Below are 26,834 nucleotides of genomic sequence, written 5' to 3' on the forward strand. Positions count from 1 at the left end.
CTTATATTTTGTCATTTTGGCCTTGGATGGCGCGTGGCTCTGCCGCGTGACAACTATTATCAGGCCTCTGGCCTGATACTATTCAAACAACCAATCAATATTCTTCTTGTTGCCCGCCATGCCCGCGTCGAAAATAGGGATGGTTTGGTTTCCTTTCACAAAGCCCAACAAAAGGCACGCCCCTTTGCCCAGATTTAGGGTATGCGTTCCCGCCCCAAACAAATACGCATGGACATTAGCAGGTGGCAAACCATTGACCAAAACAGCATTTGAAATTTTGATTTCGGCTTGTCCGTAATCATTGGCGCTGGCGTCGGTTTCTAGCTCGGGAGTTGGTAAATAACTGGCTTTCTTTTCGTTGAAAAACCCAACCAATAACTTCACAGGCTCTTGCGTCGTGAAAGTCAGTGTGGTACGTTGCGATTGAAGTTGATTTTTGGCCAACTTAATTCCTTTCAACGCCTGTAATTCGGGCGCAATTCCGCTAATCACTGCCGCCGTATCACTAAAAACGGCTTGTCCTTTTACCGCCGAAAACCACGCTGCCTGCGGGCTTTGTAGGGTCACTTCGGCAGGTTGCAATAGAACCAATTGCTTGGCAGTCTGCGAACTACGGGTTTTGAGCGAATCTATTTTATGCTTAAACGTTTTCAACTCTTTTTCATAAACGGGCAGCATTTCTGTCCACGTTTTGTACGCACCCTCAAACCCACGCATCGGAATTTTGCGTTGCTGCGTTTGCATACTGTTGGCATACAAATAAGTATCTTTGGTCAAGGCAACGAGCTTAGCGTAATGGCTTACGCTTTTCTCCAAATGCGGTAATGCCTTCTCCAAATCACGAACATCGTTTGAGTACTTAAAACGTAGCGTTGCCAGTGCCGCCCGCGCTTTTTCGGCATAGAAATTCGCCATGGCATCTTGGCAATGGACGTCGTTGCGAAGGCGACCAAATTCCTCCTTGTTTTGGGTCACACTGGCGGCGGCACGTTCAATCGCCTCTACGGCTTTTTGGCCGTGAACAACCACCTCATCGGCTACCTTCACGGGCGTTTCGCCAAGGTGCGGCTGTCGGTTCCAGTCTTTTTCTGCATACTCAATAATCATTTCACCCTCAGGCGCTTCCGATTCGTACATGAGGGTAAACAAACCGTACCGAAACGGATTAATGAGCTGCGTCATCAACATGCCCAACGTCAGCGTTTGGCGGTTTCCGTCCGTGATTCCGTAGCGGCGAAGGAGTTTAGGAGAAATTTCCCCCGTTTGTTCGTAAGCTTCCAACACATCTTTGCCCTTATCGAGCGGTAAGCCGTATTTCTCTGCCAGTTGATTGCCCCAATAATTTATTTCGGCGGGGCGCTCCCGTTTTGAATTCCACGCGTAGCGCGCCCACGTTTTGTACCAAATCCAGTCACGATCCAGTTGAAAAAGGCGTTTTTCGGCTTTATCGGCCGTGTAAGGCCAATCCCAATACGATGCTTGCGGATACAAATGCAGTCCATTGGCTTCGTACACGTTGTGCATGGCTTGTACCGATTTTTGAATAAAATCGGCCGAACCATAGCGAAAAGGCTCTAAATTGGCCAAAATATGCACATTTTCGACGTGTACTGTCCCAATGCGGCTCAAACTGCGGTGCAAATCGGCCCATTTGCCGCGAGGCGTGTAGGTGGTTAGCGCTTCGCCGTTGTACTTAGCCATGGTATAGAGATTTTTGTACAAAGGCAACGCCGATTTCATCACCCGAGGGGCGTCGGTATCGTGGGCACGAAGCACAATGGGCGGCTCGGTCGTTTTCCCCAGGGCTTTGAGTCCATCTTGCACGCCTGGAATGATGGTTTTGGTAAACCAATCGACGTCATCCTGCCCCTGCCCTTCCATCGCTTCACCGAGGGTAATGAGTAGCCCTACGTTCGGGTATTTTTCGACAAAAGCTGCTATGGATTTACGCGTATAATCGGCAATCAATGGCACAATCGGGCGGTTGCGGTCTTGGGTTTTAATGCCATGTTTTTCGGCAAAAGGTTTAGAAACAATGATGTTATAAAACATCTGAATCACCCAAATTCCGCGCTTATCGGCCTCGGTGGTGAGGAAGCTAAAAAGCGCTTCATTTTTTTGAAACGTTGCCTCATCCACCTCCAACGCGTACGGGTAGTCTTTCAATTTCACCAACGACGCAAACGGGTGTCCGTTCCACAAATAGAGCGAATTGTACCGATTTTCGACCATCATGTCTAAATACCTAATCCACTGCGCTTTGTCGTATAACCACGGAAACGTCTCGGGAGTATAAGGATATTCATATACCTCACGACCAGGTAAATAAACAGGTTTTTGAATACCAATACACGTCCCACGAAGCACCATTTCGGGTTGGTCTTTGAGCGAAAGTTGTTGGGGTAAACGTTGGTTTTTCTTGAATTGCTCCGCTAATTCTAAACACCCGTACAAAGCCCCCGAAGCATCGCTCCCCGCCACAAACAACGGAGAAGTGGGCTGCTTGAGGAGTTCAAAACTTTCTTTGGAGGGATTGGCGGCAAGCGTGAGTTTTTGACCAAGTGTAAGTTTTTGAAAAACGGGGTCGGTGGCTACTCCAACGACAATTTGGTAGCTATTCTTGGCAATGCTTTTGTTTAAAGTCACTTGATAACCTGCAACGCTCAAGGCTGTTTTTAGCTTTTCTACCCCAAAATTCACCCGTGCGCTTGGGTCAGTTGCCCAGATGTTGACGGTTTGTTGGGAAAAAGCCGCCTTCGCCGAAAACAGAATAAGACATAACCAATAAAAGGGTTGTTTTCTCATGAATTTTCATTTTTGGGAACACGGAGGTTCACAGAGTTAGACACAGAGTATCACGGAGTATGGCAAAAAACATCAGTTATTCGCTGTTTTCAACGATTTTATGACAAATACAGCTTCCGACTCCACGGCGCTGCTGTTAGGCAAGTCGTAATTCTGGTCGGTGGGGGTGTCGGCGTCGGGGAAACGGCGGACTTCGCCCGTACGGAAAACGACCCGTTTGAACGAGGCTACGGGAGCGAAATAGACTTTTGCCCCCTTGCTTTGGCCATTTACAAACACATTAAAAATTCGTTTGCTTGGGTCGAGTTCGAGCCGAATTTCGTAGGCTTTGCCTGCTTCGTATTTCATAATGCCCGAATTTCGGTAGCCAACTTTGGCTTTCAGTTCCCCATCCACATCAAAAATCAAGCGCGTAGCGGCACTGCCTTTGGCATCTTGTAATTCAATGTGCAACCGTCCTTTGTCGGTTTGTTGGGGAACAACCGTGAACGTAACCACCACTTTTTTGCTCTCAGGAATAACCCGTTCGGCTTTAGCGTAATCAAACGCATCGCTGTCGCGTAGTACCAAGTTTTTGGAACCATCGGCTGCTTTTTCGATTTTTACTGACGCTCTAAGCGGGCTAAAAATATTCCAAAATTTCAGTTCATCTCCCGCAGCTAAGTCATTGAATACGTCATTGACGTGCGTTTTTACTTCATCGGTAATGGGCACGGGAATTTTGGATACCCAAATATCCTCTTTGTTCATGCTATACGTCACCCACAAGTTTTTATCGGGTGGCGTGCCGTTGCCTTCTTCCATGCCACGAACGTATTGTGGCCCGTACGATTTGTAGTTTCCGCCGTAACGCATGGACGTAATTTCGCCATTGACCAACAACAAGTTATCGTACGCGAGTCCATCTTTGCTAACCGATACCGCCAGCGGCCAACGAAACTCCGCAGGGTTATAGACCGTGGCATAGCGTCCATCGGACGTCCGTTGCCCCCAAATTTTAGCATTGCTGTTGACAAAGCCAGGCGCGCGTAATGGCGCGTACAACCACGTTTTGCCGTTGTCCTTGCTCACCGACGTCAAGGCGTGTTTCCATAAACCCACCACGTTTCCATTGGGTAAATGGTAGTAACTAAACGCCTTCAATTCCCGCTTCAACGGCACGAGCGGGTCGTCGCGGTCGGCTTCTTCGAGCCATTGCTGCATCATGAGCGGATTGGCCAACAGCTCGTTACATGCTTCCACAAAACCTGCATCGTTGGAAGTGGTATAAAACGGATAAGCCGATTTCGACTTATCCCAAGTAGCGTTGTGTCGAATAAAATAAATGGGGCCAAACCGCCCGTCGGCGTAAATTTCCCGCACCACGCGGCCAATTCCTTTCCCGTCGTTCGGATCGTCTTTGGCATCCAAGGCAATTCCATAATACGCCAATGTCAACAAGCGATTTTTCTTCGAGACATAAAAACCCATGCGTTGGTGCATGACAGCATCAAGGTTTTTGGCCACGCCTGCATACCCTTGTTTTGTCCAACCGTCAGGAATACGGTAAGTGGGAAAAAGCACCGTTGGGGTGGTCCATTGATAGCCATCTTTGGAAGATGTAATGAGGGTTGCGCCAGGCGGGACGTGTTCCCCCACGGGATTGCTCAAATAATGCAGGTAAAACGTGTTGTTCCAATACACCAGCATCGGGGCGTGGTTGTAAGTCCAATCCAAGGCCGTTCCGTTTTTATTTTCGCGGTCGGCCCTGAATACCTGAATGTTATGCACTCCCACCGCAGGGCTTAATTGCCCGTGGTGATAATCCACATTAGACAGTGTTTTGCCTACGTAGCGAATGGTGTCTTGGGCTTGGACAACTGTGCCAATTAGCCAAGTCAGCAGAAAAAGGGAATGGTGTTTGTGCTTCATTTGTACCAAAGTTTGTCAGGGCTAAAGCCCTTCGCTATTACGTTTTTTTTCATGCCCCACGCTAAAGCATGGGGTTAATAGAACAGCATCGAGCCAGTGAAGATTATCCTAAAACCACGTCCTTTAGGGCGTGGATCGGCCTTAGCTACTCAGCAAAAGGGCTTCAGCCCTGACCTACTCACTCCAGTAAGCCTTTCAGTACTTTCTTTTTGGCCTTAAAAATAGTCCCGTGCTTGTGGCCCTGCGGCACTGAAATATCCGCATTGGCGTCGCTAAAGGTTTTAAAATCTTGAGTCCGAACGGCGTCATAGCGTTTATCTTGATAGGTGTCAAAATAAATCAGCCACTCATCACCCGTTTTCACGACCGAAGGGCCTTCCGTAAATTTTTTGCTAAATGGCACCGATACGTTTTCAAAAGGTCCTAACGGAGTTTTACCAAAAGCTACTTTTAGGTTTCGTTCGGGGCGGGTATTGTCTTTTAGTACCAACACATAATCGTTTTTTTGACGCTTGACAATCACTGCATCAATCACACTAAAGCCTGGGTCAAAGAAAAGTTGGGTGGGGGTAAATGTCTTAAAATCTTTGGTCGTCGTGTAATACATGCGGTGATTGTTGTCTTCGTCTTCGATGCCGCGAGGAAAACGAAACGGAATCGTGGAAGACCAAATAATGATAAATCGGTCGGCTTCGTCGTCATAAAACAGTTCGGGTGCCCACACGTTGACGGTAGTTGGTTCGTGTGCCATCACGGGCAAGAGTCGTTGCTCCGACCAATGAATCAGGTCTTTGGAACTGGCATACCCAAACCCTTTGTCTCCCTTCCAACTCGTTGTCCATACCAAATGGTACGTTCCGTCTTTCCCACGCACCATTGAAGGGTCACGCATTACTTTTTGCGTACCGATTTCGGGTTTTAACAAGGTTTTATTGAGGTCGTTCCAGTGGCGACCGTCGTAGCTGTACAGCATTCGTAAGCCCTCGTTGGCAGGCTCGTGGAAAGACGTAAATAGCCACACGTCTTTGCCACACGAGCAGCATAAATAGGTAATGAGCAAAAGGGATAAAAGTCGTTTCATTGGAGAATGTTATCTGTTTTGAACCATTCCAAGGTTTGAAACCTTGGAATGGCTTATCTTTTTTGCAACCAAATGACCGAAGCCGTTCCCGTTAGGTTCTTCACCGTCACTACCGTTCCACCCTTTACTTGTTCTGCCGAAGTCGTGATTTCTCCCGTTTTTGGGGAAATAAACCGTACGGTGTAGGAATGGGAAACTTGCGTTAAATCAAGCGATGCTTCGGAAGATTCGGTATAAATGACAAATCCAACGTTGGCATTCCCCAATACCCATTGCTGCGGAGAAGATACCAACGGCTTCATGGTGGGTAGGTCTTTCAAAAATTGCCCATCGGCCACCGTGGGGATAGTTGCCATCGAGCCACCCGCCAACAATACGGCCCAACCGAACGCGTCATATCCATCACCTGAATACATTACGGCTTTGTCGGGAAACTGTCGGCGGTATTCGCTCACGGCCCGATACACTTGGTCAAACGAACTTCGTTTGGGACTGAGCAATCGGGCGTGCTGTCGGGGCGCTAAGTTTTGCCCTCCAGCGGGTGCATAAGCCGTGCCATTGGCTTGGTAGTGCCAGTACCGAATATCTATTATATCGACCGCAGCAGCGCGTGAAGCATCGGCCAAAATCGCGTCTTGAACGTCTTTGGTGGTACTGAGGCCGACCCACACATTCTTCTTTTTCTCTTTTTCCCACTCTCTAATAGCATCCAGCCAGAACTGCACAAACGACAACGGCCCCGTATATTCGGCACTAATCAACTGAATGACCCCCGTTTGTTCCGAAAAATTATCAAGGCATTGGCGAATATAAGCTCGGTGCAACTGCCGACGAACGGGGTGCGACACGTCATAAAACTGTTCGGCCATAAAAATCCGTTTGTCGCCTGCGTACGGTACGGGCTCGGGAAAGCCTGTTTGGTTGAGGTTATTGGCAGGACGCCACGGAAAATCAGCATAATGCGCTCCCGCTTCGATGATGTTGTGTTGGAAATAGTTTTGGTGAATCAGTACCAGCCCCTTTTGGTCGGCCAATTGGGCAAACTGCTGGAGGCGGCTCCAATACCACCGATTGTAACGGGTCAAATCGTATTTGCTGAGTCCGTCCCAAGCGGTTTCTTTGCCACTTCGCGCAAAAGGCAACTCATAAAAAGGCGTCCAAACCTCGCCGTCCATCCGTCGAATGCGCTCGTGGTCATCGCGGCGGCGGTCGTACCAAAGGCCATAATTGTGGTCAATCGCCAACACATTATTGGCTTTCATCCAGTCACTCACCTCGTTCAGGTCATCGGTCAGGCCGCGTCCCGTCATCCGAGGCACAAAGCGGGTTAAATGAAGTTTGGCATTTTCCAACCCATGCGGACGCGCGCTTCCATTCCACCAAGGCACATCCTGCCGCTTGCCCGTTTGAACGGTATTCCCGCGCACCAACCAACCATTTTGAAGGGTCAATGCAGAAACATTCGATGGTTTTTGTGCCGTTGGTAAACCAAGTTGTTCAATGGTTTTTGCCGTTGCTTGGGTTGGAATGGGCTGTCTTTCGGGGGCTTTTTGAATAAATTCGTTCAACGTCAAAACGGGTTGCTGCGCCAATTTTGTCAGCGCCATTGCTACCTCTACTTTGGGGCTACTCGACGCTTCGGACTCTACGGGCATTAAAATCATCCGCGCCTTTGTCGATTCGCCCAGGCGGTCAGCCAATTGTGCATAATACAGGCTTCGGGGGCGAATGTGTTCGTTGGACATTTCCCAATGCCCATTTCCTGCAAACTGCGCCCACGTACCAAACGCCCAATTTTGGGCCGTAGGTGGCTTTGGACAATCCACTTTGGCCGCTGTGCATTGCCAAAACACGCTGTTGGCCGCCGTCCAGCCTGCCCCTTGACCGTCTTGTCCACGGTTTCCAAAACTAAGGGCATTTCCATCACTATTCACAATGTCAAACAATACCCCAGACGCCCAACTGTCAATCGTCCCGCTGAAACTATGCGGCTCATGCGATTCGCATTGCACAAAGGCGTTGGGACCTGCCGCGCAATATCCCACTGCAAAATCGTGGTAGCCGTTTTCGGCATACAAACGCTGAAAAAGCCCTTGTTGTCCTTGCGTAAAAAAAGTATAACGACGCTCTCCGCCAATTTCTGAAATAGGCTCCAACGCTCGACAATCCTCGACGGTAACGCGACGAGCAGCGGCCAAAACGCTCACAGCCGCTCCTGCAAAGTGTTTGAATGTCACTTGACGGACCCAAGCGTCTTGGACATTGTCTAGCGAAATCCCTACCCAACGGTGGTCTTCGTCTTTGGGGTTAGAAACATCGTAAGCCGATACCAATCTCAGATTTTCAACTCCTACGTTAGTAATCGTGTTTTGTTGTTGATAAACTCGTACGCTTCCGCCTCCGTAGGCGGCATCCAATGCAATCGTCAAGGGGGCATCAAGCGCCAATTCATTGCCCGAAATGGCCGTAATCGTTCGATCCCAATAGCTGTCTCGTTGTCCTGCTTTCCAGCCCAGCGCCGTCACACCTCCGCCAAAATGCTCCGTCCCAAGGGTTTGAATCCATTCTTTGGTCGAAGGGCGGTGTACTTGTACAGCATCTCCCACTTTTAGCCCCGACGCATCTTCCACGGCCAATGTCATCGCATTGACGGGTACGTACGGGTTTGTGATTCGTAAACGGCTCTTTGATAGTACATTTTGTCCACCAATGACATTAACCAAATGCTCCCGCGACGTACCTGCACCTATGATGGTGGTTCCGTTTTCGGTCATGCCACTTCCGCGCAGCACAACTCCTGAGGCTTTCAGGCTCAGTTGACCCGCCACTTCAAACGTTCCTTTTCCCAACAAAACCGTTCCTCTGAATCCATTTTTATCCAAGGGTAAGGTGGCTACGTACTCAATCGCTGCCTGAATGCGGTTAGTGGCGTCGCCTTTTTGCGCATTCACTACTACCCGAATCGGCACGTCGGGAATGGACTCGGCTCCCGCCCGATACCCACAGTACGAAAAGTCAGGAAGGCGGTTGCCGAGTGAATCGGGGGTATAAAGCATTTTGCCCTGTTCGTTTTGAAAAACAGGGGGTTGTTTTTTGACGGGTTTGGGAGTTTGAGCCTGAAGCTCTGCCCCCATTACCGCCGTCAGGAACAATAGTTTATGTAAAAATATTCTCAAAACGGATATTGACTTATTCGTTTATGTATTCGATTGGGTTGTAAGCAACCCTCACCACGATTTATTTTAAACCACAATGGACTCAAAGAATAGCACAAAGAACACTAAGGAAAATCTCTTTGTGCTCATCGTGCCCTTCTTTGTGGTAAAAAGACTATGGCTTCACTTGTTTCACCGAAACGACGCTGTTGAGGTAGTCTTCGATGTTGGTGTAACCGTCTTTGTTTTTATCCAAACGCGCATCCGAAGGGTCACGAGGATTTAGCCCGTTTTTGGTTTCCCACGTATCGGGCATTCCGTCGCTGTCGGTATCCACGTAAGGCGTTCCTTTGTATTCAGGATACCCACCTACTTGAGAAATATCGGTAATAATTCCTTGCTTGTACGAATCAATCGGCAAGCGACGGTGCTTAAACTGTGTTTCGGGCAGTTTGACGCCTTCTAAATACGTAATTTTTCCCGTACGAACTTGCTCCACAATGCGTGTATCTACGGGGTCGCGCTTCGGCAATGTTGCTCCTGCATTAGCCAACACGTAGTCGTGGGCTTTTGGGGTGGACAAAATCGTCATTTCTGGCATCGGAAGTGGCTTGTTTACTTTGATGTCGGGCATGTACTTGTCGGCATTTTTGAAATTTTCGACTTGTACACCACCGTTCCAGTTGTCTTTGGTCACCACATCGTTTCCTTCCACCACGTTGCCATCCACATAAGCACGTCCAAAGGTCAAGTACCCCAGCTTACTTCTCCCTGATTCAGGTTTCAAAATACGATACCCAATAGGTGAATCTTTCGGCGTCAGCGGGCCTGGTTTGAAATAATTATTGACAATGTTGTACATGGCGCGGTAATCGCCACCGTCCACCGAGCGGTGTACCCAGTTGAACACTACATTATTGACAAAATTGAAAACTCCAAACCAGCCAATCGACGGGTTTCGCCCTGCGTTGTCGGCCCAAAGGTTGCGCATAAACGTACAGTTTTCGCCCCCCAACGTGCTTCCAAAGGCATGGTTCCACGTATCTAATGCTTCGGAAAAAATGGAATTTTGAATGGTAATATTGACCGTAGGTAACTTTTGTTCAGTTGCTCCCGTGCTGTCGTTGTACATGTGGCGATACATCGACATGTTTTCGTCTAAGCCCCAGCTCGATGACACGTGGTCGATGATGATATTTCCGATGGGGTTTCCGCCAATCGAATCATCGCGACGACCGACGTTGGTTTCTCCCCGACGAAAACGCATGTACCGAATCACGACATCGTGGGTATTGATCCAAACCGACTCTCCCGCCACGCACACCCCATCACCTGGGGCTGTCTGCCCTGCAATCGTAATGTAAGGTGCCCGAATAATAAGCGGTGATTTGAGTCGGATAATACCTGCTACGTTAAAGACCACCGTTCGCGCACCTCCCTGTTCGCAAGCATCGCGGAGGGTGCCTGGGCCACTGTCTTCGAGGCTCGTCACCACATACACTTTACCCCCTCGCCCGCCAAACGAAAATGCGCCGCCACCTTCCGCCCCTGGAAAGGCAGGAATCGACGCTTGGGGCAAATCAACGGGACGTGCCGCCCACGGGATGTACGGTTTTCCCTCACGGGATTCTTTTTGAATGATGGGCAACGCCTTTTGCCAAGCAATATTCGACTGATGCATCGCTTCTTTGAGCATATCGTCGCTGGCTTTTTGGATGTCTTGGGGTACTTGCGGATACTGGGCTAAAACGGGTTGTTTTGTTACCAGTAACACCGCTATCACCAAAAATGATGAAAATTTAGCCCGCAGATAACGCAGATTTTCAAGCGCAGATAGCCGCAAATTTTTCAGAAAACCAGTATTGTATAATTCTAAGTCTGGTGTGATTACTGTCTCTGTCATAGATTTGTTTTTTTTACTTTAAAGGATCAAAGCCGCCGCCCCACGTATTGTTTTGAATAATCTTAGGATTATTGTCAATGGCCGACTGCGGGATGGCAAAGAAATAATATTCTGGTTTCCAATTGATTGCGTACTTAGTATCCAATTGTTTTGTCACAATGGTGAAATAATTGGTATAGGCCACATCCAAATCAACGTTGTCGCGCGTGGTAGCAAAATCGGCAGGCACGCCCGTTGTTTTAAGGTTGATGGTCACGCCTGTTCTTCTTTTACCGTTGAGGGTTTTCTCAATGAGTTTCCAACGACGCAAGTCCCAAAAACGCTTTCCTTCAAAGGCAAACTCAATCTGGCGCTCAAACAAAATCGCTTCAAACATCTCGGCACGCGTCATGTTGGCTTTTAGGCCGTATAAGCCGTCGGTTCCTGCTTCAATTCCCGCTCTTTTGCGGATGGCTTTGAGGTGGGTATAAGCCTCTTCGAGACTATTAATTCCACAGGCACTTTCGGCCAAATTAAGCAATACTTCCGCAAAACGAATCTCAATCCAATCGGTGCCCGAATACTGTACATCGCTCACGCCCACGGTGGGATTGATGGCTTTACGCGTGTAAAAACCAGTGTTTGAAGCTTTCGTTTCTACTGTTTTACCACCAGCAAAATACGTCCAAAGTTTATAAGAAGTATTCCCATTTAAAGGCCAGTTGGCACCATTGTACGCGATGGTTTTGTCAAAACGAGGATCACGGTTTTTGTAGAACAATTGGTCAGAATAGGTGTATTTGGTCGATTCACCCACTTTTTTCCCGTCTTTCATCGGAAACGCTTTGACCATTTCCCACGAAGGCTGGTTGGAGCCTCCCGCTGTTCCTGCGTACGATGGACGCGTCGAATTGTCGTAGCCGTTGTTTTTCTTGGTTTGGTCGCCCGTTGAGGTATTAAACCCCGTCAAGAAAACCGCCTCTGGGTTGTTCGCTTCCTGAAACCACAATTGATCAAACGAGGCGTGTAAACCGTATCCGTTGGCCACGAGCAAATCATACGCTTGTTTGTTGGCCGCGTACGAAGCTTGCCATTTAGCCGCATCGTCGGTTGGGTTGAATTGTGGACTGGCAGCATACAAAAGTGCGCGTCCTTTGAGCGCGGCCGCCCCTCCTTTGGTGATGCGTCCCCAATCTGATGAGCCCCACTTTCCTGGCAAAAACAAAATAGCTGAATCTAAGTCACTGACAATTTGCTTATACGTTTCGGTGGTCGTATTTCTTGACAAAAACGCGGCATCACGCGCTTCCACTCCCACAGCCTGAAGCGGTTTTGTGACCAAAGGCACACCTCCATACAAACGAACCAAGTCAAAATAACGCCAAGCCCGAAAGAACTGCGCCTGTGCATTGAGGCGATTTTTGGTCGCCTGCGCAATGGTTCCTCCATTTACATCATTGATAAAGGTATTGATTACTCGAATTTTCCCGTAGTTGTTTGTTGCATTGAGCGCCGTTCCAAAATCAGCTACGTCGTTGACCAACAGCGTGCCTTCAAAAAATTTGCTTTCACCCGACGACTCATCCGAAAGATCGGGGCGCGTTCCCCACGTGCCTCCCCACGAAGCAGGTAAGTTCTGGTCGTAGATGTAGTCCAAGTTCATGCGAGCAAGGAGCGAATCTTTAAAAATAAGGCTTCCGTTGACCGAACCTAAATCGGTTTTATCGAGTACCTTTTCGCAACTTGCCAGTCCAAGCAGTCCCAAAAGGCTGAGTATAGAAAAATAGTTACGTTTCATTGTTGTCATTTGTTTTGTGGCGAACCACCTTTTTTGTTCATTACTAACAGGTTATGGCGCGGTTGTAAGCAGCCGCAACCACTGCACTTTCACTATAAGCCAAGGTTGACACCCAACGAGAACGAGCGCAACGTTGGATATGCATCGTAGCTTCCTGAGTACACTTTGTAGCTGTATGGATTGTAGAAATTGAACGGATTCACCGCCACCAGATATACCTTCAAGTTGCTCATACCCAATTTTTTTGCGGCCTTCGCAGGTAATCCATACGATACGTTGAAGTTGCGCATACCCGCGGTAAAAGCATTGACAAACCAAAAATCGGATTGAACCTGATAGGTATCTTTATAGTAAGGGCTTGGGTAAGTTGCTGTGGTGTTTTCAGGCGTCCAGTGGTCAGTCCAAAACTGCGGACGATTGGCCGTCAAGGTCGCTTGCGCACGTGCCGTTGATTCAACTACCCCTTGTCCACCAAACGACGCTCCCATTACGACCGATACCGACAGGTTTTTGTAGGTAGTGCTTACGTTGAAACCCAATCCGTAATGATTATTTGCTTTTTTGGTTAAGAACAACTGATCATCCGTCGTAATTTTCCCGTCGGGAGCAGTGTATTGTCCTGTTGCATCTTTGGGGCCTCTTACGTCCTGATAATAAAGCATTCCTGGCTTAGGAGCAGCCCCAAAAATGGTGTAACCTGGGTTTTTCTCCAACCAACTGTCCACGTCTTGCTGCGTACGAAACATACCCGCATACTGGTAGCCTTGAACGCCCATGTCAGTAGATTTTCCGATGGGGTCTTCGTAAGTGCCAATTTTACCTTTGTCCACATCCACAATCAACTGTCTGTTATCGCTCCACGACAAAAACGCATTGACTTTATACGTCCAGTCGTTGGTAATTTTATCAGCCCAGCCCAACGAAATTTCGTAACCAAAACCATCGACCGACGCATAGTTTTCCGACGGAAGAGTAGCCCCAACGAGCAACGGCACCGACGACGTAAGAGCCGTAAGCATGTTGTAACGATGGTCATAAAAGGCATCTAACCCCAACGATAAGCGATTTTTCATGAATTGAGCATCAATCCCGAAGTTGTACTTGGTGTTGTTATCCCAACGTGCCTGACGGTTGGCCATGGCGTTGTTAGGAGAAATAATCAACGGACGGTCGCTGTTTCCGCCAAATACGGCTCCTTTGCCCGTTTGGATAGAATAACTCGTCAACCAGTTATAGGCTTTGGTGGCATCTCCCCCCATGAATCCAACCGACCCACGGAATTTCAGGAAGTCCACAAAAGACACGTTGTTTTTGAAGAAATTTTCGTCCGAAATGACCCAACCTGCCGATACCGACGGGAAAAAGCCCCAACGATACTCGGGAGCAAAGTTGGTAGAAGCATCGTAGCGTGCCGCAACTTCTAACAAGTATTTATTGCCATAATTATAATTGATACGACCTGCATACGACAAGTTTCCTGACTCTGATTGGCTTTCAGAAGCCGTTTGAGTACCTGTGGCATAACGCATATTGGGCAGCCCGCCGATGATGACACCTTCGGCCATGGCGGCTACGTTGTCGTAGTTGGTTTCTGATTGTTCAAAAAAGGCAATTCCCGAAACATGATGTTTCCCAAATTGGCGGTCGTAGTTCAAATAGCCGTTAAATTGGTACGTGTCATTGTAACTTGGGTTGATGCGTACACGGTCGCCGTTGTTCATAGAAACCGTCCGTAAAATATCGCCTCCGTAAATGTGCTTATTCTGACCTAACATGCTGAACGCGTACACGTTGTACTTCGTCCCGTATTGCTTTCCGAAGCTATTATCAAGGGTTTTGGCAAACAATACGCGGGCTTTCAAGCCTTTGATGAACGGAATTTCGTAGTCAATATTAGCCGTTACGTTCAAGCCCGTGTTGCGCGTACGAGTAAAATTGTCAGAATTTTGTACTTCAAAAAAGTGAAACGCGTCAACCGTGTTTACGTTGCTGGCATTTGATAACAACACAGGCAGGCCATTGATATACGGCGGATTAAACTGCGGTGTATATAGCAACGACTTCATGTCGTTTTCGGGGTTTTCACCGCCTTGTTTGAGGTAATACATTTGTTTGTCGTACAAATCACCGCTCAACGACAAACCCGTCTTCAAACCCTTTGCCACGGTAATATCTGCACTTGCTCGGAAGGTCCATTTGTTGGCGTTAATCTTGTCGAAATTGGCATTTTGGGCATTGTAAGTAATCCCTGCAAAGTACGTAGCCCGCTCACTTCCTCCGCTCACATTAAGCGCATGACGCATCACCGACGACGGCTTCCACGCCATTTTTAACCAATCGTAGTTGTTTTGTTTAAAATGGTCGAGTTCGTCTTGGGTATAAATCAATGGGTCGGCAGCGGTCTTTCCTCCAGCAAAATTAAGGTCGTTCATGTAGGTAGCATGTTCATACCCATTCATCATTTTGGGCAACATCGCTGCATCCGATACCCCTACCGAACCACTGTAGCTAAATTTCGGGGCACCTGCTTTTCCGCGTTTGGTGCTTACCACCACTACCCCTTGGTTAGAACGCGCTCCGTAAATAGCCGCTGCGGCATCTTTCAAGACCGAAATGGCTTCCACTTCCGACACGTCCAAAAGGTTAAAATCATCCTCGGTTCGTACCACGTTGTCAATCACAAACAAAGGGCGTAGCGTACCACCGTCTTTAGATAAAATAATTGGATTCCGAACCGTCAGCTGGGCATTGTCCCCTGGACGGCCCATTCCTCCCGAAACGCCTACCCCTGGCATTTGTCCTTGCAACGCCGCCGACAAACTCCCGACGGGTAGTTCTTGAATTGCTTTCATGTCAACGGCAGCAACGGCTCCCGTAAGGCTCACTTTTTTCTGCGACCCATAACCGACTACGACTACCTCACTGATGGAAGCCACGTCGTCGTCGAGGGTTAAGTTAATATTGGTTTGGCCATTGACGGCCACTTCGCGCACTTTATACCCTACTGAGCTAATCACCAAGATTTCGTTCCCTTTGGGTACATCAATTTTAAAATTCCCTTCGCCGTTGGTAAATGTTCCTACTTTTGAACCTTTGATAATCACGTTGGCCCCTGGAATGGGTTGCCCAGCAGCGTCCTTTACATTTCCTGTTACGGTAATGGCGGCCGTTTTCACGGTTGTTTTTGGGGCAGTTCCTCCGTGTTTTTCAGCGTAGGAAACTCCCATAAAACAAACAGCTACTACCGCCGTGAGACATGCCTTGGCGAGGCTTTTGTCCCATGTTAGTTTGGTTTGTAAAAAAGGATTCATTGAAGAGTAATTGGATTAGTTGTGAACTTAAATTGAGGTTTGATAATCGGTATTTTTCAAGCGCGGTTGTGAGCAACCGCTCACACAGAGGCGTGGTTGTGAACAATCACGTGCATAGAGGCGCGGTTGTGAGCAACCGCTTGCACGGGCATTAGGATTTGTTTTTTGCTTCTTTGATTCGTTTTTCCCAGTCTTGACCCGCCTTTTTCATGTCAATTCCTTGGGCCGATAAGTAGTTGTTGATTTTGCCTTTGTACTTGCCAAACCACGCATGTTTTTTCTCCGACGTATCGGCATCCATGGCCAACTCGCGGGCTTCGGTGAGCCACGTTAGGATTTGGGCTTTTTGGGTTTCGGTCAAATCTGGCAGCATTTCTTGGTAGCCACGGTACGTTTTGGGCAATACCCCGTACGTCATTCCGTCTTTCACTTGGTCCACTTGGGCGGGCGTAAGTTCTTTGGCGAGGTCGGCCAAGTAATTTTTGTGCAATTGCCCCAGTTGAGCGTTCGTTTCTGCCTCCAACTGTTTTGTTTTTTCTTCCGACGGGTCGGTCAATGTTTTTTTAGCCGCCTTTACGCCTTCGTGAAGGGTATTCAAATCGAGGTATTGCTTGGCTACGCGGTGGCTTACCCGTTTGAACTGAGCAGAATCAGGCAGTTGCAACGCCGCCACTATCTTTTGGGCACGCTGCATTACTACTTGTTCATACGCGATTTCTTTGTCGTTGGCTTGCCCCAATGCAGTCGTGGTCACAGCCCAGAAAACAAACAACAATCTTTTCATTTTCAATTAGTTATATTTATTCAAAACTCTTTCAATTCAATTGTTTGCCCTTTTTGGATAACCAACTCTCGTACTTTGCCAGCGTAGCGAAGGGTGCAAGGGTTTCCCGCCATAGACGTGATTTTTACGTAGGTGAGTTTGCCTTGTTCCCAACTCACATCTAGTTCAAAACCACCACGCGCTTTAATGCCTCGGATATTTCCTTTGGGTAAGTCTTGGGGCAATGCAGGGAGGAGGTCAATGTACTTGGTGTGGCTTTGTAGCAACATCTCGACGATGCCTGCCGAGCCACCAAAATTGCCGTCAATCTGAAACGGTGGGTGGGCGTCAAACAAGTTGGCGTACGACCCGCCTGCTCCCGAAGCAGGGCGCAACAGCATTTTGACCATTTTTTGGGCGTGTTCACCGTCTTTAAAACGTGCCCAAAAGTTGATTTTCCACGCCAAACTCCAGCCTGTCCCTTCGTCGCCACGGTACAGCAGCGATTGGCGAGCGGCTTTGGTCACCTCAGGTGTTTCGTCCCAATTGATTTCGTTACCTGGGTGTAGCCCCCACAAGTGCGATACGTGGCGGTGTTTGTTGGTGGTATCGTCTTTGTCTTCGAGCCATTCTTGCAACTGTCCGTATTTCCCAATTTGGTTGGGGGCAATTTGGGCGTAAGTAGTTTGCAAGGTCTTACGCCATGCCTCGTCGGTTTTTAGTACTTCCGACGCCGCGATGCAGCTTTTAAGCAATCCGCGAATGATTTGATGGTCCATCGTTGGGCCTGCCACCAGCCCGCCGTTTTCGGGTGAATTGGAAGGTGTACTAATCAACCAACCTGTTTTGGGGTCTTTGACCAAAAAATCCACAAAAAACGCCGACGCTTCTTTCATCATCGGGTAGGCGGTTTTTTGCAAAAATTCACGGTCTTGGGTAAACAAGTAGTGTTCCCACAGGTGCTGACAAAGCCACGCCGCCCCCGTGACCCAAATACCGTGATTGGAGGCGTTGATGGGGGTGGTATTGCGCCAAATATCGGTATTGTGGTGCACCACCCAGCCGCGCGCGTTGTAGTAGTTACGAGCCGTTTCTTGCCCTGCTACCGACAATTCTTTGATCATTTCCAACAACGGCTCGTGCAACGACGAGAGGTTGAGCACTTCGGCTCCCCAATAGTTCATTTCGGCGTTGATGTTGGTGGTATATTTACTTCCCCAGGGCGGCGCTAATAAGTCGTTCCAAATCCCCTGCAAGTTGGCGGGGCGGGTCTTAGGGCGTGAGCTAGAAATCAACAAATAACGGCCATATTGTACGTATAAGGCCATCAAAGCGGGGTCTGGGGTTTGGCCAAACTGCGTAAGTCGTTGCTGAGTTGGTAGGTTTTCGGCGGCGCTTTTACCCAAATCAATCGAGAACGTTTGGTAATACGATTGGTATTCTTTAATGTGCGCTGTTAGTATTTCTTCGTACGTTTTTTTGCCAATTTTCGTCATCGTTTGTTGACACAACGCTACGGGATTGGCCGAAATATCTTGGTAATTGACGTAGTTCGTCGCTGCTGCTAGGTAAAACGTGACTTGGTCGGCTTTTTCAATTTCAATGCCTTGGTCGGTGCATTTAAGCGTGCCATTTTGCAACTGCACTGTCAGGTAACTTTCGCCTTTCAACGCACCGTTTTTCACTTTTACTGACAATGCCAACGTATGCTTGTCCACGCGGCGAAGTAAGTAGCCTTTGTGCGGACTGCTCAACGCAGCCGTGAGGGATAAACTGGCTTTGCGGTCAGCTTCTAAGCGAACGACCATGACTTGCTGAGGTTCACTCACAAAATACGTTCGGGTAAAATGCGTTCCGTTGGTGCGAAAGCTGGTTTTACAAAGTGCGTCCGACAGACGAAGCTCGCGGCGGTAATCGCTGATTTCGCCCAAATCTGAAAACGTCAACGTCAAATCCCCAAACGGCTGATAATCGGCCTGGTATTTGGGTGTCGCAGGGGGATTTTCGTCCTGAATTTTGTATTTCCACGGTTTTACCAACGAAATCAACGCAGTCGGTTCGCCTTCAGGATACAACCCGATGGGCCGCGAAGTATCTTTATAACCTGCAATTCCACCTTTGTCAAAAAAGTTAATCACCTGAATGGCAATTACATTGCTGCCTGGTTTCAATAAATTGGCAGGGACGCGGTATTTTCTAGGGTCAAGGCTGTTGGTAGTTCCAATCAATTGCCCATTGACGTACGTCAGGTCATAATCACGAACGCGGTTTAGGTCCAGCACTATGCTTTTCCCTTGCCAGTTGGCAGGAACGTCAACGGTCGTACGAAACCAAACGGCTCCATCCAACCCTTCAAAACCAATGGCTTCCCAGCCTTCGTAGGAAGGCACAGGCATGGTTTCCCAGCGGGAGTCATCAAAGTCCATCAACGCAGGATTTCCCACCAAGCCCTTCAAGGCCAGCATGTCAGCCGTCCATTGTTTTCTGTTGCCTTCTTGGGTTTTTAGCCCCATAAAATGGGTTTCGGCCAGTTGTTCGGCGGCTTTTTGCTTTCCTTCGGCCAACAACTGACGGATTTCGGCCAGGTACTTCGCCGCATCTTGTCGGTTTGGGTTACGTGGCTCGCCCGTCCAGAGGGTTTCTTCGTTGAACTGAATACGGTCTTTTTTTACCCCTCCAAACACCATTGCCCCCACTCTGCCGTTGCCAATGGGCAACGCTTCCGTCCATTTTTCGGCAGGCGCATTGTACCACAGTTGGTAGTCCTGTGCGTACCCCCAAAAAGGAAGTAGAAGGATATGAAAAAGGAGTTTTTTCATCCGTTTAAGAGGTTTGGAAAACAGACTTGATGTATTGGGTATTTGCTCCAAAATTTTTCTTGACGTTGTGCGGCTCTTTGGCATCGCGGGAACGCTCAATAACCAGCCAGCCTTCCCATTTCATCTCATCGAGGGTTTGTTTTACTTTTTTAAGGTCGAGGCGGGTGTTATGTTCAAGCCAAACGCCATCCTCATCCGTACAATGAATCTGGCAAATGCGCTTGCGACCCAGTAGTTTAAGCTCTTTCAGCAAATCACGTCCTGCCTTGAGCGGATTGGAAAAATTGAAATAGATTTGGATGTGTTTTGAACCTATTTCTTTCAAAAGTTCCACTTCTCCTTGAGCGTCCAACGACGTTTCAATGCCAATCACCACTCCTGCTTTTTTGGCCATTTGCCCTACTACTTTGAGCCTTTCTACGATGGCGGGGCGTAATTCGGGGTTTTGTACCAAATCTCCCTGAACACCCAATGGCAAAAAGCCCACTTTCACATTCATGGCCTTCATGGTATCGATGCAGTCTTGCACCATGCGCTGGTAAGTGGGGCGCGTCGCAAACGATTGGGCATAAAAACCCGTCATTGCCAGCGAACAAATCTCCAGTTGAAGCTCTTTGGCTTTGTCCAAAAACTGCTGGCGCACTTCTGACCTAGCTAATTGGCTATCAAAGGTTTCTCGATTACCCAAACCTCCCATGTCGATTTCTACTCCGTCGGCGCCAATCTCTTTGGTTAGCTGGAAAGCACTTAATTTTTGGCGTTTCAAAATCATCAAATCCACCACCGCTACTTTGTAACGGTGACTTGAACCCGCCCACCCACGCGTCCCTCCCAATAGCATACTTGCAATTAGTACACTACTTTGTTTCAGGAATTGACGACGATGGGTGAGCATGGGTACTTATTTATGGTTATTAGAGGATTCGGTTAATTGGGTAATTTGAAAAATTAGCAAATTTGAAAATGGTGTAACTAAAATCATTTTCAAATTGCCGAATTATCACATTTTCAAATTATTACTCTTTCGCGGCTTCAATTGGTTGGGGCGCTTTATAGCCCTCCAAAGCGGGCCATTGGCCGTCTTTGATAGGCACTAATTTTAGCTTCTTGGGGTTGACCACCGCGTGTTTGATGCGTTGGCGACGCCACGTATAAATCACGTGAATCATCCCATCGGACGTCTGAATCACCGATGGATACGAATACTGACTAATGGGCGAATCTTCCAAAATCACCGCTGCCGCCCATTCTTTCCCATCTTTTGAAACAGAAAGATGCAAGGGTGTACGAGGGCCTTTGGCCAAATCCCCTGGAGGCAATACGTGATTGTAAACCAGCGCATGACGGCCGTCTTTGAGCGTCACGGCATCGGTACCAGAGTTATTATTGGGTAAACTTGATTTAGTCAATTCCGACCAAGTCTCGCCATTGTCATTTGACCATGCTTCCACTAATGCGCGGTTTCGGCTGCGCGCCAATATCTGCAATTTGCCTTTGCCGTGGTCTAAAATGCTCGGTTGAATGGCGTTGAGGGTTTTGCCGTCGTTGATGGGGCCTATTTTTCGCCACGTTTTGCCAAAATCGGGCGTTACCTCAAAATGAATTTGCCAACCGCTTTTGCCTTCGGTGCTGGTTGGACTCATCAAATTTCCGTTGGAAAGCAACACGGGCTTGTTTTTAATCGGGCCTAAAAATCCTTCGGGCAGGGCTTTAGCGTCTGACCACGTAAGGCCACCGTCCGAAGAGGTCTTCAACCAGCCTTTCCATTCCGACGGGCTTGGGCCAATTTTGTAGAACAACATCAAGTCGCCCTTCGGAATTTGGTACAAAACGGGATTCCAACACGCATAGCGAAGTTTGTCGTTGACCACGCCATCGGCTACGTTCTGGGGAGCGATCCACTTGCCATTTACTTGACGACTCACCCAAATACATACGTCGGGATTACGTTCTTTGGTCCCCCCAAACCAAGCCGCGACCAACCCTTTGGGCGTTTCGGCGATGGTTGAAGCGTGGCTTTCAGGGAAAGGCGCTGTTTCAAAAACAAATTCATCTACCACTACTCCCGACTGCCATTTGGCCAATTGCGAAAAAGCAGCTTGAGTAACGACTAAGCAGAAGAAAAAAGGAATAAAAAAACGTTGGATTACCATGAAAACAAAAGCTAATTGTGTTATTTTTTCAGTTAACTACCCCTGACAAACGAAGAAAAAAACAATAAAAACAAAAACAAATGAAAGAATTTTCTTTTTTCTTTTGAGGTTATTTATCGTTTTTCTCCGCCAATAGACTCATAAGGGCTTCATTGTGTTGAGGTGGGTTCTTAAAAAAAGGCTTTTTGAGCCATTTTAAGGGGTTTTTGCAATTTTTCAAGAATTATCCGCCGAAACCTGATGACAATTATACTTTTTTTAAAAAAACTAACCCTCCTGAACTGTCTGCTTGAATAGAACTTTAACCCTATTTAGTAGCAATAAAAAAGGGAGCAGAGCGCTCCCTTTCTCGAAAAAATACGAAACTATGGTTTGGTTAAAAAAGGCTATTTAATTTTCGTTTCAAAAACCTTGTTTAAGAACCGAACGCTGTGGTTCAAGACGGGTTCAAACCACGGATGAAACAGTACAAACGTATGCGGCGCGTCGGGAAAAGAATGGACTTCGGAATAGATATGAAGTGCATCCAGTTTTCGTCGCATGTCGTCACGACCAGCGTGCATACGATCTACGGAACTATTCACAAACAAAATAGGAGGCGTGCTTTTGTCCACGTGATTGAGGGCGCCTGCTTCGTGCCAAAGCTCAGGCTTTTGGGTTTTGTTGTAGCCAAACCAATACGTAGCGGCCGAAATTCCTTTGCTGTCGTCGCCCTCTCCCGATTCGGGATGAATAAAGGCCAACGTTCCATCCAAATCAACAATGGCGTTGACTCGGCTTGAGAAAGCCATGTACTCGCCTTGGCTTCCCTCAAAAGCGGGATTATCGTTGGTTGTCCCCAGCAAAGCCGCCAATTGCCCTCCCGCCGAAAAGCCCAAAGAGGCAATTTTATTGGGGTCAATCTGGTATTTTTTGGCATTGGCACGCATCCAACGTACCGCCGCTTTCAAGTCATGAACGGCAGCGGGGTACAAGGCTTCGGTCGAAAGGCGGTACTCAACTGTTACGGCTACAAAACCTTGTTCCGCCAGTTTTTGCGCCAAAGGCACGTGGTGCGTACGGTCGCCCGAACGCCAGCCACCGCCATGAATCACCAACACCGCTGGGCGAGGTTTCTTGGACTTGCTTTTGGGATAAAACACATCCAACTGCAAATTGCGAGTACCTACCGAACAATAGGTCACATTCCGTTCTTCTGCTACTGAAATTGGCAGCGGAAAGGATACTTTAGAGGCGTTTGGGTACTGTTTTTGAAGTTGAGAAAAAGCTTTGGGTACGTTAAACGAAGTATCAGGGACGTTGGTCAAGCCAAAGGTCAACAACGGCCCTTGCGGATTCCAATTATCTTTCCCTGCAAGCACCTTCCCAATCGTATATTTTTGGGCTTCGATTTCGGTCACCTGTTTTGACCATGCCACTCGTTTTGAGGCAATAGCACCCGCACCTTTTGAACCATATTCGGCATAAAAAGCGGTTTTTTCGGCATGAACCTTATCCCAATTATGCCAGCCTTCGGGCTTCACCACGTTCGACATCGTACAGTTCAAAAACACCGTTTGGGCATAATCTCGCCACGGCCGTCCCAAATACACACTTGCCTCGGGCGATTCGCCATCGAGCGTGCATTCGTTAAACACAAAACCGTGGGCTTGTCCTTGCGGCGTAGAGGCTGCCGTGTAGTAGCCACCTTGCAACTTTGATCGTATGTGGCATTGTTGAAAATAGGCCGTTGCCCAGCCAAAAATAAAATCGACCGTTCCTTCAATGTAACAGTTTTGGTAATACTGCCGCGTTCCTTCTCGCTTGGGGTAGAGTGTATCTTGGCATCCTAAAAACCGACAATTGATAAAACGAGCACGGTCACCATCGACCAACATAGCCACAGCCTGACCAACGGGGCCTGCGGAGTTGGCAAAGGTGATATTGATGGCCATAAAATCGTTGGCAACGATGCGCGTCGAAGTGGAGGTAGTGGTTCCGAGCTTTACGCCTTGTGGGTTTATTTTTCCCGAAAAATCATCGTACGTCAAAACTGTACCTTCGGGGTCTTCTCCCATGATAGTCACGTGGTTTTTGGTCGAATCGAGCGTCAGTTTTTCTTTGTAAATCCCCTTTTTGATACGAATGAGCACGTCTTTCGTATTATTGAGCGGGATAGCATTAAATGCTGCCTGCACCGTCGTAAAGTCCCCCGACCCGTCTTGGGCAACAATTAGGAGGTTCTTAGGGGTTGTTTGAGCCAACACCGACCCCGCCAACAGAAGACATAACAAAAGGACGTTTCTCATGTTTTTATTTATTTCCCCATTTTTGAACCCAATTTGGGTACTCCGTTGATAAAAGCTTAGCAGGCCAATTTCCATAGTAGGCATAGCCCACGCGGCGTTCGTTTTCGATTTCGGCCAAAGTCGCCCTTGGGACACTATCCCGCCCCGTAAAAAAGGGTTTATTGGTATCGAGGTTGTAAAAACGTGCCCACAAGGTCGAGCTAGGGTCGGCCACCACGATACGGTCTTTTCCCTTTGGCTGTGACGCATCCACGATGTTATCCACCCGAATTCCAACGATTTTGACGGATTCCAACCACGCTACCGCCGACGTAATAGCTCTTTTGATTTCGGGCGAAGGATTGTCGATGGCCATCAAAAACTGGACGATGCCTACGCTTTCATTGCCGCTTAGTGAGGCTAGCTCAAACGCCCGTGCCTTGGCAGGAAGGAGCGTTTTACGGTCGTGCTGGGCACACCAAGCCGTGAGTTTTCCATTCTGGACATACTGGGTTTTCAGGATGCAGTTGATTCCCTTTGTCATTGCGGCTTTGGCTTGGGGAATCAAGGTTTTTACTGCATCAAAATCGTTTTTTCCCTCGGTAATGTTTTTAAAAATCCACATCACATCCATCATCGCTTGGTCGTTGTACGTGATGTGTTTATGGTATCCACTGGTATCTGGGAAGAACTGTCCCCAGCCTCCTGCGGTATTTTGCGCCGTCAATAAGTACTTTATTCCATTTTCAGCGGCTTTCAAATACACTGCATTTTGGGTCTTTTTGTAGGCAGATACCAGCGCGTTGATTTCGCGCGTGGTTGCTTTATCGTCGATGGTCGCATCCAGCTTATTTTTATCAGCCAATAAGCTGATTTTCAACGACTCCGAAAGTGTGTTGTTATAATTTATGGGGTCTCCTCCTGGCTGCGGCCAACCACCGTTGTTTCGTTGGTACAACAACATCCGCTCAGCGACTGAATCTTTAAGAACTTCAACTTCCCGAAAGCTCAAAGCTTTCGGGAAGTTAGTTCCTGCTTTGCATCCCAGAATGAAGCTACAAAGTAGTAAGAAAACAAAAGATATTATTCTCATTATTAATACCCAGGATTTTGCTTCAACTTACCTTGATAAGCATCCACCGTTGCTTGATCGTACGGGAACAATTCGCTTTTACCCGTCACAAAGAAACGAGCAATGCCCGCGTGCAATTGCACCCCATCAATAAGGTTAGTCGTTAGGTGCTGACGCCAATCCAAACGCGTCCAACCCGTTGGGGCCGTGGTGGTGGTACTCGGCTTATAGAAAGAGTTTTGCCACTGAATTTCTTCCCCGTTATTTCTCCAAAAAATGTACTGTGGCACGTTGGCGTACGCCCCTTTGGCATCCCGAATGTCTTGGATTTTTTGGCGCGTTTCGGCAATTTTTTGCGCTAATAAATTCCAACGAATCAGGTCAAATTTACGAATCCCTTCGCTCCCAAACTCAAGATAACGCTCATTGACGATGGCGTCAAAAAAGCCCGCTTTGTCCGTAGGAGTTTTTCCTATTTTGGTTTCATTTCCTTTGTAAGCTCTCTTGCGAACCTCTTCAAAAGCCGAAATGGCTGCCGCTGTTGGTCCTCCGTTCAATTCATTTTCTGCTTCGGCAAACATCAACAAAACATCGGCAAAACGAATCAACGGCCAGTTGTATCCTACGTTTAGGGCTGTTCCTGGCAACAATGGATTCCGCCAATCTTTACGGAATTTACCATCCGTAATTTCACCCAAACGGCGCGGAGACTTGACGTTCGTTGCAGCCACAGCATACAATGTTGTCGTTACATCACGACGCGTATCAGTAGAGTCAAAGGCATAAAAATAGTTAGGCAACACTAATAGACCACCGCCTCCTGTACCATAACGCGACGAAGCATTGACCGATGGGCCGTTGTAATTCCCCATGCGGCTATCCGAGGTTGAATTTGACCCTCCTGCCCCTACTTCAAAAATAATTTCGCCGTAAGGGTCGTAGGTAAACGAAGTCAACTTACGCCAAACATCCTCGAAACTAGGGTTAAGCGTGTGTTCAGTACGTTTTGCCAACAAATCGGCGCACTCATCACGCGCAATTTTGATGTACGTTTGGTAATCGGCATTACGCTCAATTTTACCATTGCTACGCAACGAATACCCGCCGCGAAACATGGCTAACTTCGCTCGAAGCGCTTTTACCGCCCCTTTCGTCACGCGTTCGTTGCGCACAGGAATTTCGGTTCTCCAAGGCACAAGGTCGGTGGCCACTTTGAGGTCATCAATGAGTTTTTTATACGTCTCATCACGGTCAGACTGCGGTATAAACAAATCAGTTTGTTTGTAAGCTGGCGTAAACGGTGCAGGCACATCGCCCCAGTTACGAAGCAATTCAAACATAAATTGTGCTCTGAGCGTCAGCACTTCTCCGTGCAAACGACGTAGTTCTTTTTTATCTGCTTCACTACCATTGTTGTAAAGCGCCATTTGTGGAATTTGTTCGATGCACAAATTGGCTTTTTCAATCCCACGGTACAATTGCAAAAAAGGGTTACGAATTTCGGTATTGGTCAACAACAACTGATAACGGCCAATACCACGGCGTCCGTTGTCGATGTTTCCTGACACAATCATTTCGTCCGAATCATACGGATAATACATGTTGATACGGATTCCGTAGCCATTGTCGCCCATGAGTTCGTCATAAACACCAATCACGGCGTTGGTGGCATTGGCAAGGTTAGAAAACGCGTCCGAAATGCTAATTTGAGACTTTGGTTGTACTTCCAAGAACTCCTTGCAACCCGTCACCATCGTCATTGTTATGGCAAACGGAATTCCCAAGGTGGCTATTTTTTTGAGTAATTTATTCATTTC

Annotated in this window: 14 protein-coding genes; all 14 read right to left on the minus strand. The window is 47.9% G+C overall.

Annotated features, from left to right (window positions below; all coding sequences use genetic code 11):
* Positions 1 to 78 precede the first annotated feature (78 nt).
* The 14 genes from AC23N5_RS03075 to AC23N5_RS03140 all read right to left on the minus strand — a co-directional run bounded on the left by AC23N5_RS03075 (position 79) and on the right by AC23N5_RS03140 (position 26,831).
* Positions 79 to 2,805, minus strand: coding sequence for an alpha-d-galacturonidase (locus AC23N5_RS03075; protein WP_487754431.1), 2,727 nt, complete (start codon positions 2,803 to 2,805; stop codon positions 79 to 81).
* Between the two features lie 72 nt (positions 2,806 to 2,877).
* Positions 2,878 to 4,716: an exo-alpha-sialidase gene (locus AC23N5_RS03080; RefSeq protein WP_487754432.1), complete on the minus strand. Its 1,839-nt coding sequence runs from the start codon at positions 4,714 to 4,716 to the stop codon at positions 2,878 to 2,880.
* 178 nt (positions 4,717 to 4,894) lie between these two features.
* Positions 4,895 to 5,797: a glycoside hydrolase family 43 protein gene (locus AC23N5_RS03085; RefSeq protein ID WP_487754433.1), complete on the minus strand. Its 903-nt coding sequence runs from the start codon at positions 5,795 to 5,797 to the stop codon at positions 4,895 to 4,897.
* 53 nt (positions 5,798 to 5,850) lie between these two features.
* Positions 5,851 to 8,973 (minus strand): DUF6298 domain-containing protein, encoded by a 3,123-nt coding sequence (locus tag AC23N5_RS03090; protein WP_487754434.1) that lies wholly within the window; start codon positions 8,971 to 8,973, stop codon positions 5,851 to 5,853.
* A gap of 154 nt (positions 8,974 to 9,127) precedes the next feature.
* Complete coding sequence (locus AC23N5_RS03095) at positions 9,128 to 10,855, minus strand: pectate lyase family protein (protein ID WP_487754435.1); 1,728 nt, start codon at positions 10,853 to 10,855, stop codon at positions 9,128 to 9,130.
* Positions 10,856 to 10,868: 13 nt separating this feature from the next.
* Positions 10,869 to 12,632 (minus strand): RagB/SusD family nutrient uptake outer membrane protein, encoded by a 1,764-nt coding sequence (locus tag AC23N5_RS03100; protein ID WP_487754436.1) that lies wholly within the window; start codon positions 12,630 to 12,632, stop codon positions 10,869 to 10,871.
* Between the two features lie 92 nt (positions 12,633 to 12,724).
* Entirely contained in the window at positions 12,725 to 15,943 is a 3,219-nt protein-coding gene (locus AC23N5_RS03105; protein ID WP_487754437.1) for a SusC/RagA family TonB-linked outer membrane protein, read from the minus strand.
* A gap of 151 nt (positions 15,944 to 16,094) precedes the next feature.
* Complete coding sequence (locus tag AC23N5_RS03110) at positions 16,095 to 16,727, minus strand: DUF3826 domain-containing protein (RefSeq protein WP_487754438.1); 633 nt, start codon at positions 16,725 to 16,727, stop codon at positions 16,095 to 16,097.
* 20 nt (positions 16,728 to 16,747) lie between these two features.
* Positions 16,748 to 19,525 carry a glycoside hydrolase family 95 protein gene (locus AC23N5_RS03115; RefSeq protein ID WP_487754439.1) on the minus strand — a complete coding sequence of 926 codons (2,778 nt, stop codon included), beginning with the start codon at positions 19,523 to 19,525 and terminating at the stop codon, positions 16,748 to 16,750.
* A 4-nt stretch (positions 19,526 to 19,529) separates the two neighbouring features.
* Positions 19,530 to 20,420: a sugar phosphate isomerase/epimerase family protein gene (locus AC23N5_RS03120; protein ID WP_487754440.1), complete on the minus strand. Its 891-nt coding sequence runs from the start codon at positions 20,418 to 20,420 to the stop codon at positions 19,530 to 19,532.
* Positions 20,421 to 20,541: 121 nt separating this feature from the next.
* Positions 20,542 to 21,678 (minus strand): sialidase family protein, encoded by a 1,137-nt coding sequence (locus AC23N5_RS03125; protein ID WP_487754441.1) that lies wholly within the window; start codon positions 21,676 to 21,678, stop codon positions 20,542 to 20,544.
* 386 nt (positions 21,679 to 22,064) lie between these two features.
* A complete protein-coding gene (locus AC23N5_RS03130; protein WP_487754442.1) occupies positions 22,065 to 23,966 on the minus strand; it encodes a pectinesterase family protein in 1,902 nt (633 codons plus the stop codon).
* A 4-nt stretch (positions 23,967 to 23,970) separates the two neighbouring features.
* On the minus strand, positions 23,971 to 25,038 hold the full coding sequence (pelA, locus tag AC23N5_RS03135; protein ID WP_487754443.1) for a pectate lyase: 1,068 nt from the start codon (positions 25,036 to 25,038) through the stop codon (positions 23,971 to 23,973).
* 2 nt (positions 25,039 to 25,040) lie between these two features.
* Positions 25,041 to 26,831, minus strand: coding sequence for a RagB/SusD family nutrient uptake outer membrane protein (locus AC23N5_RS03140; protein ID WP_183977551.1), 1,791 nt, complete (start codon positions 26,829 to 26,831; stop codon positions 25,041 to 25,043).
* Positions 26,832 to 26,834 lie beyond the last annotated feature (3 nt).

Source organism: Runella sp. R5_40 (genome assembly GCF_057652295.1).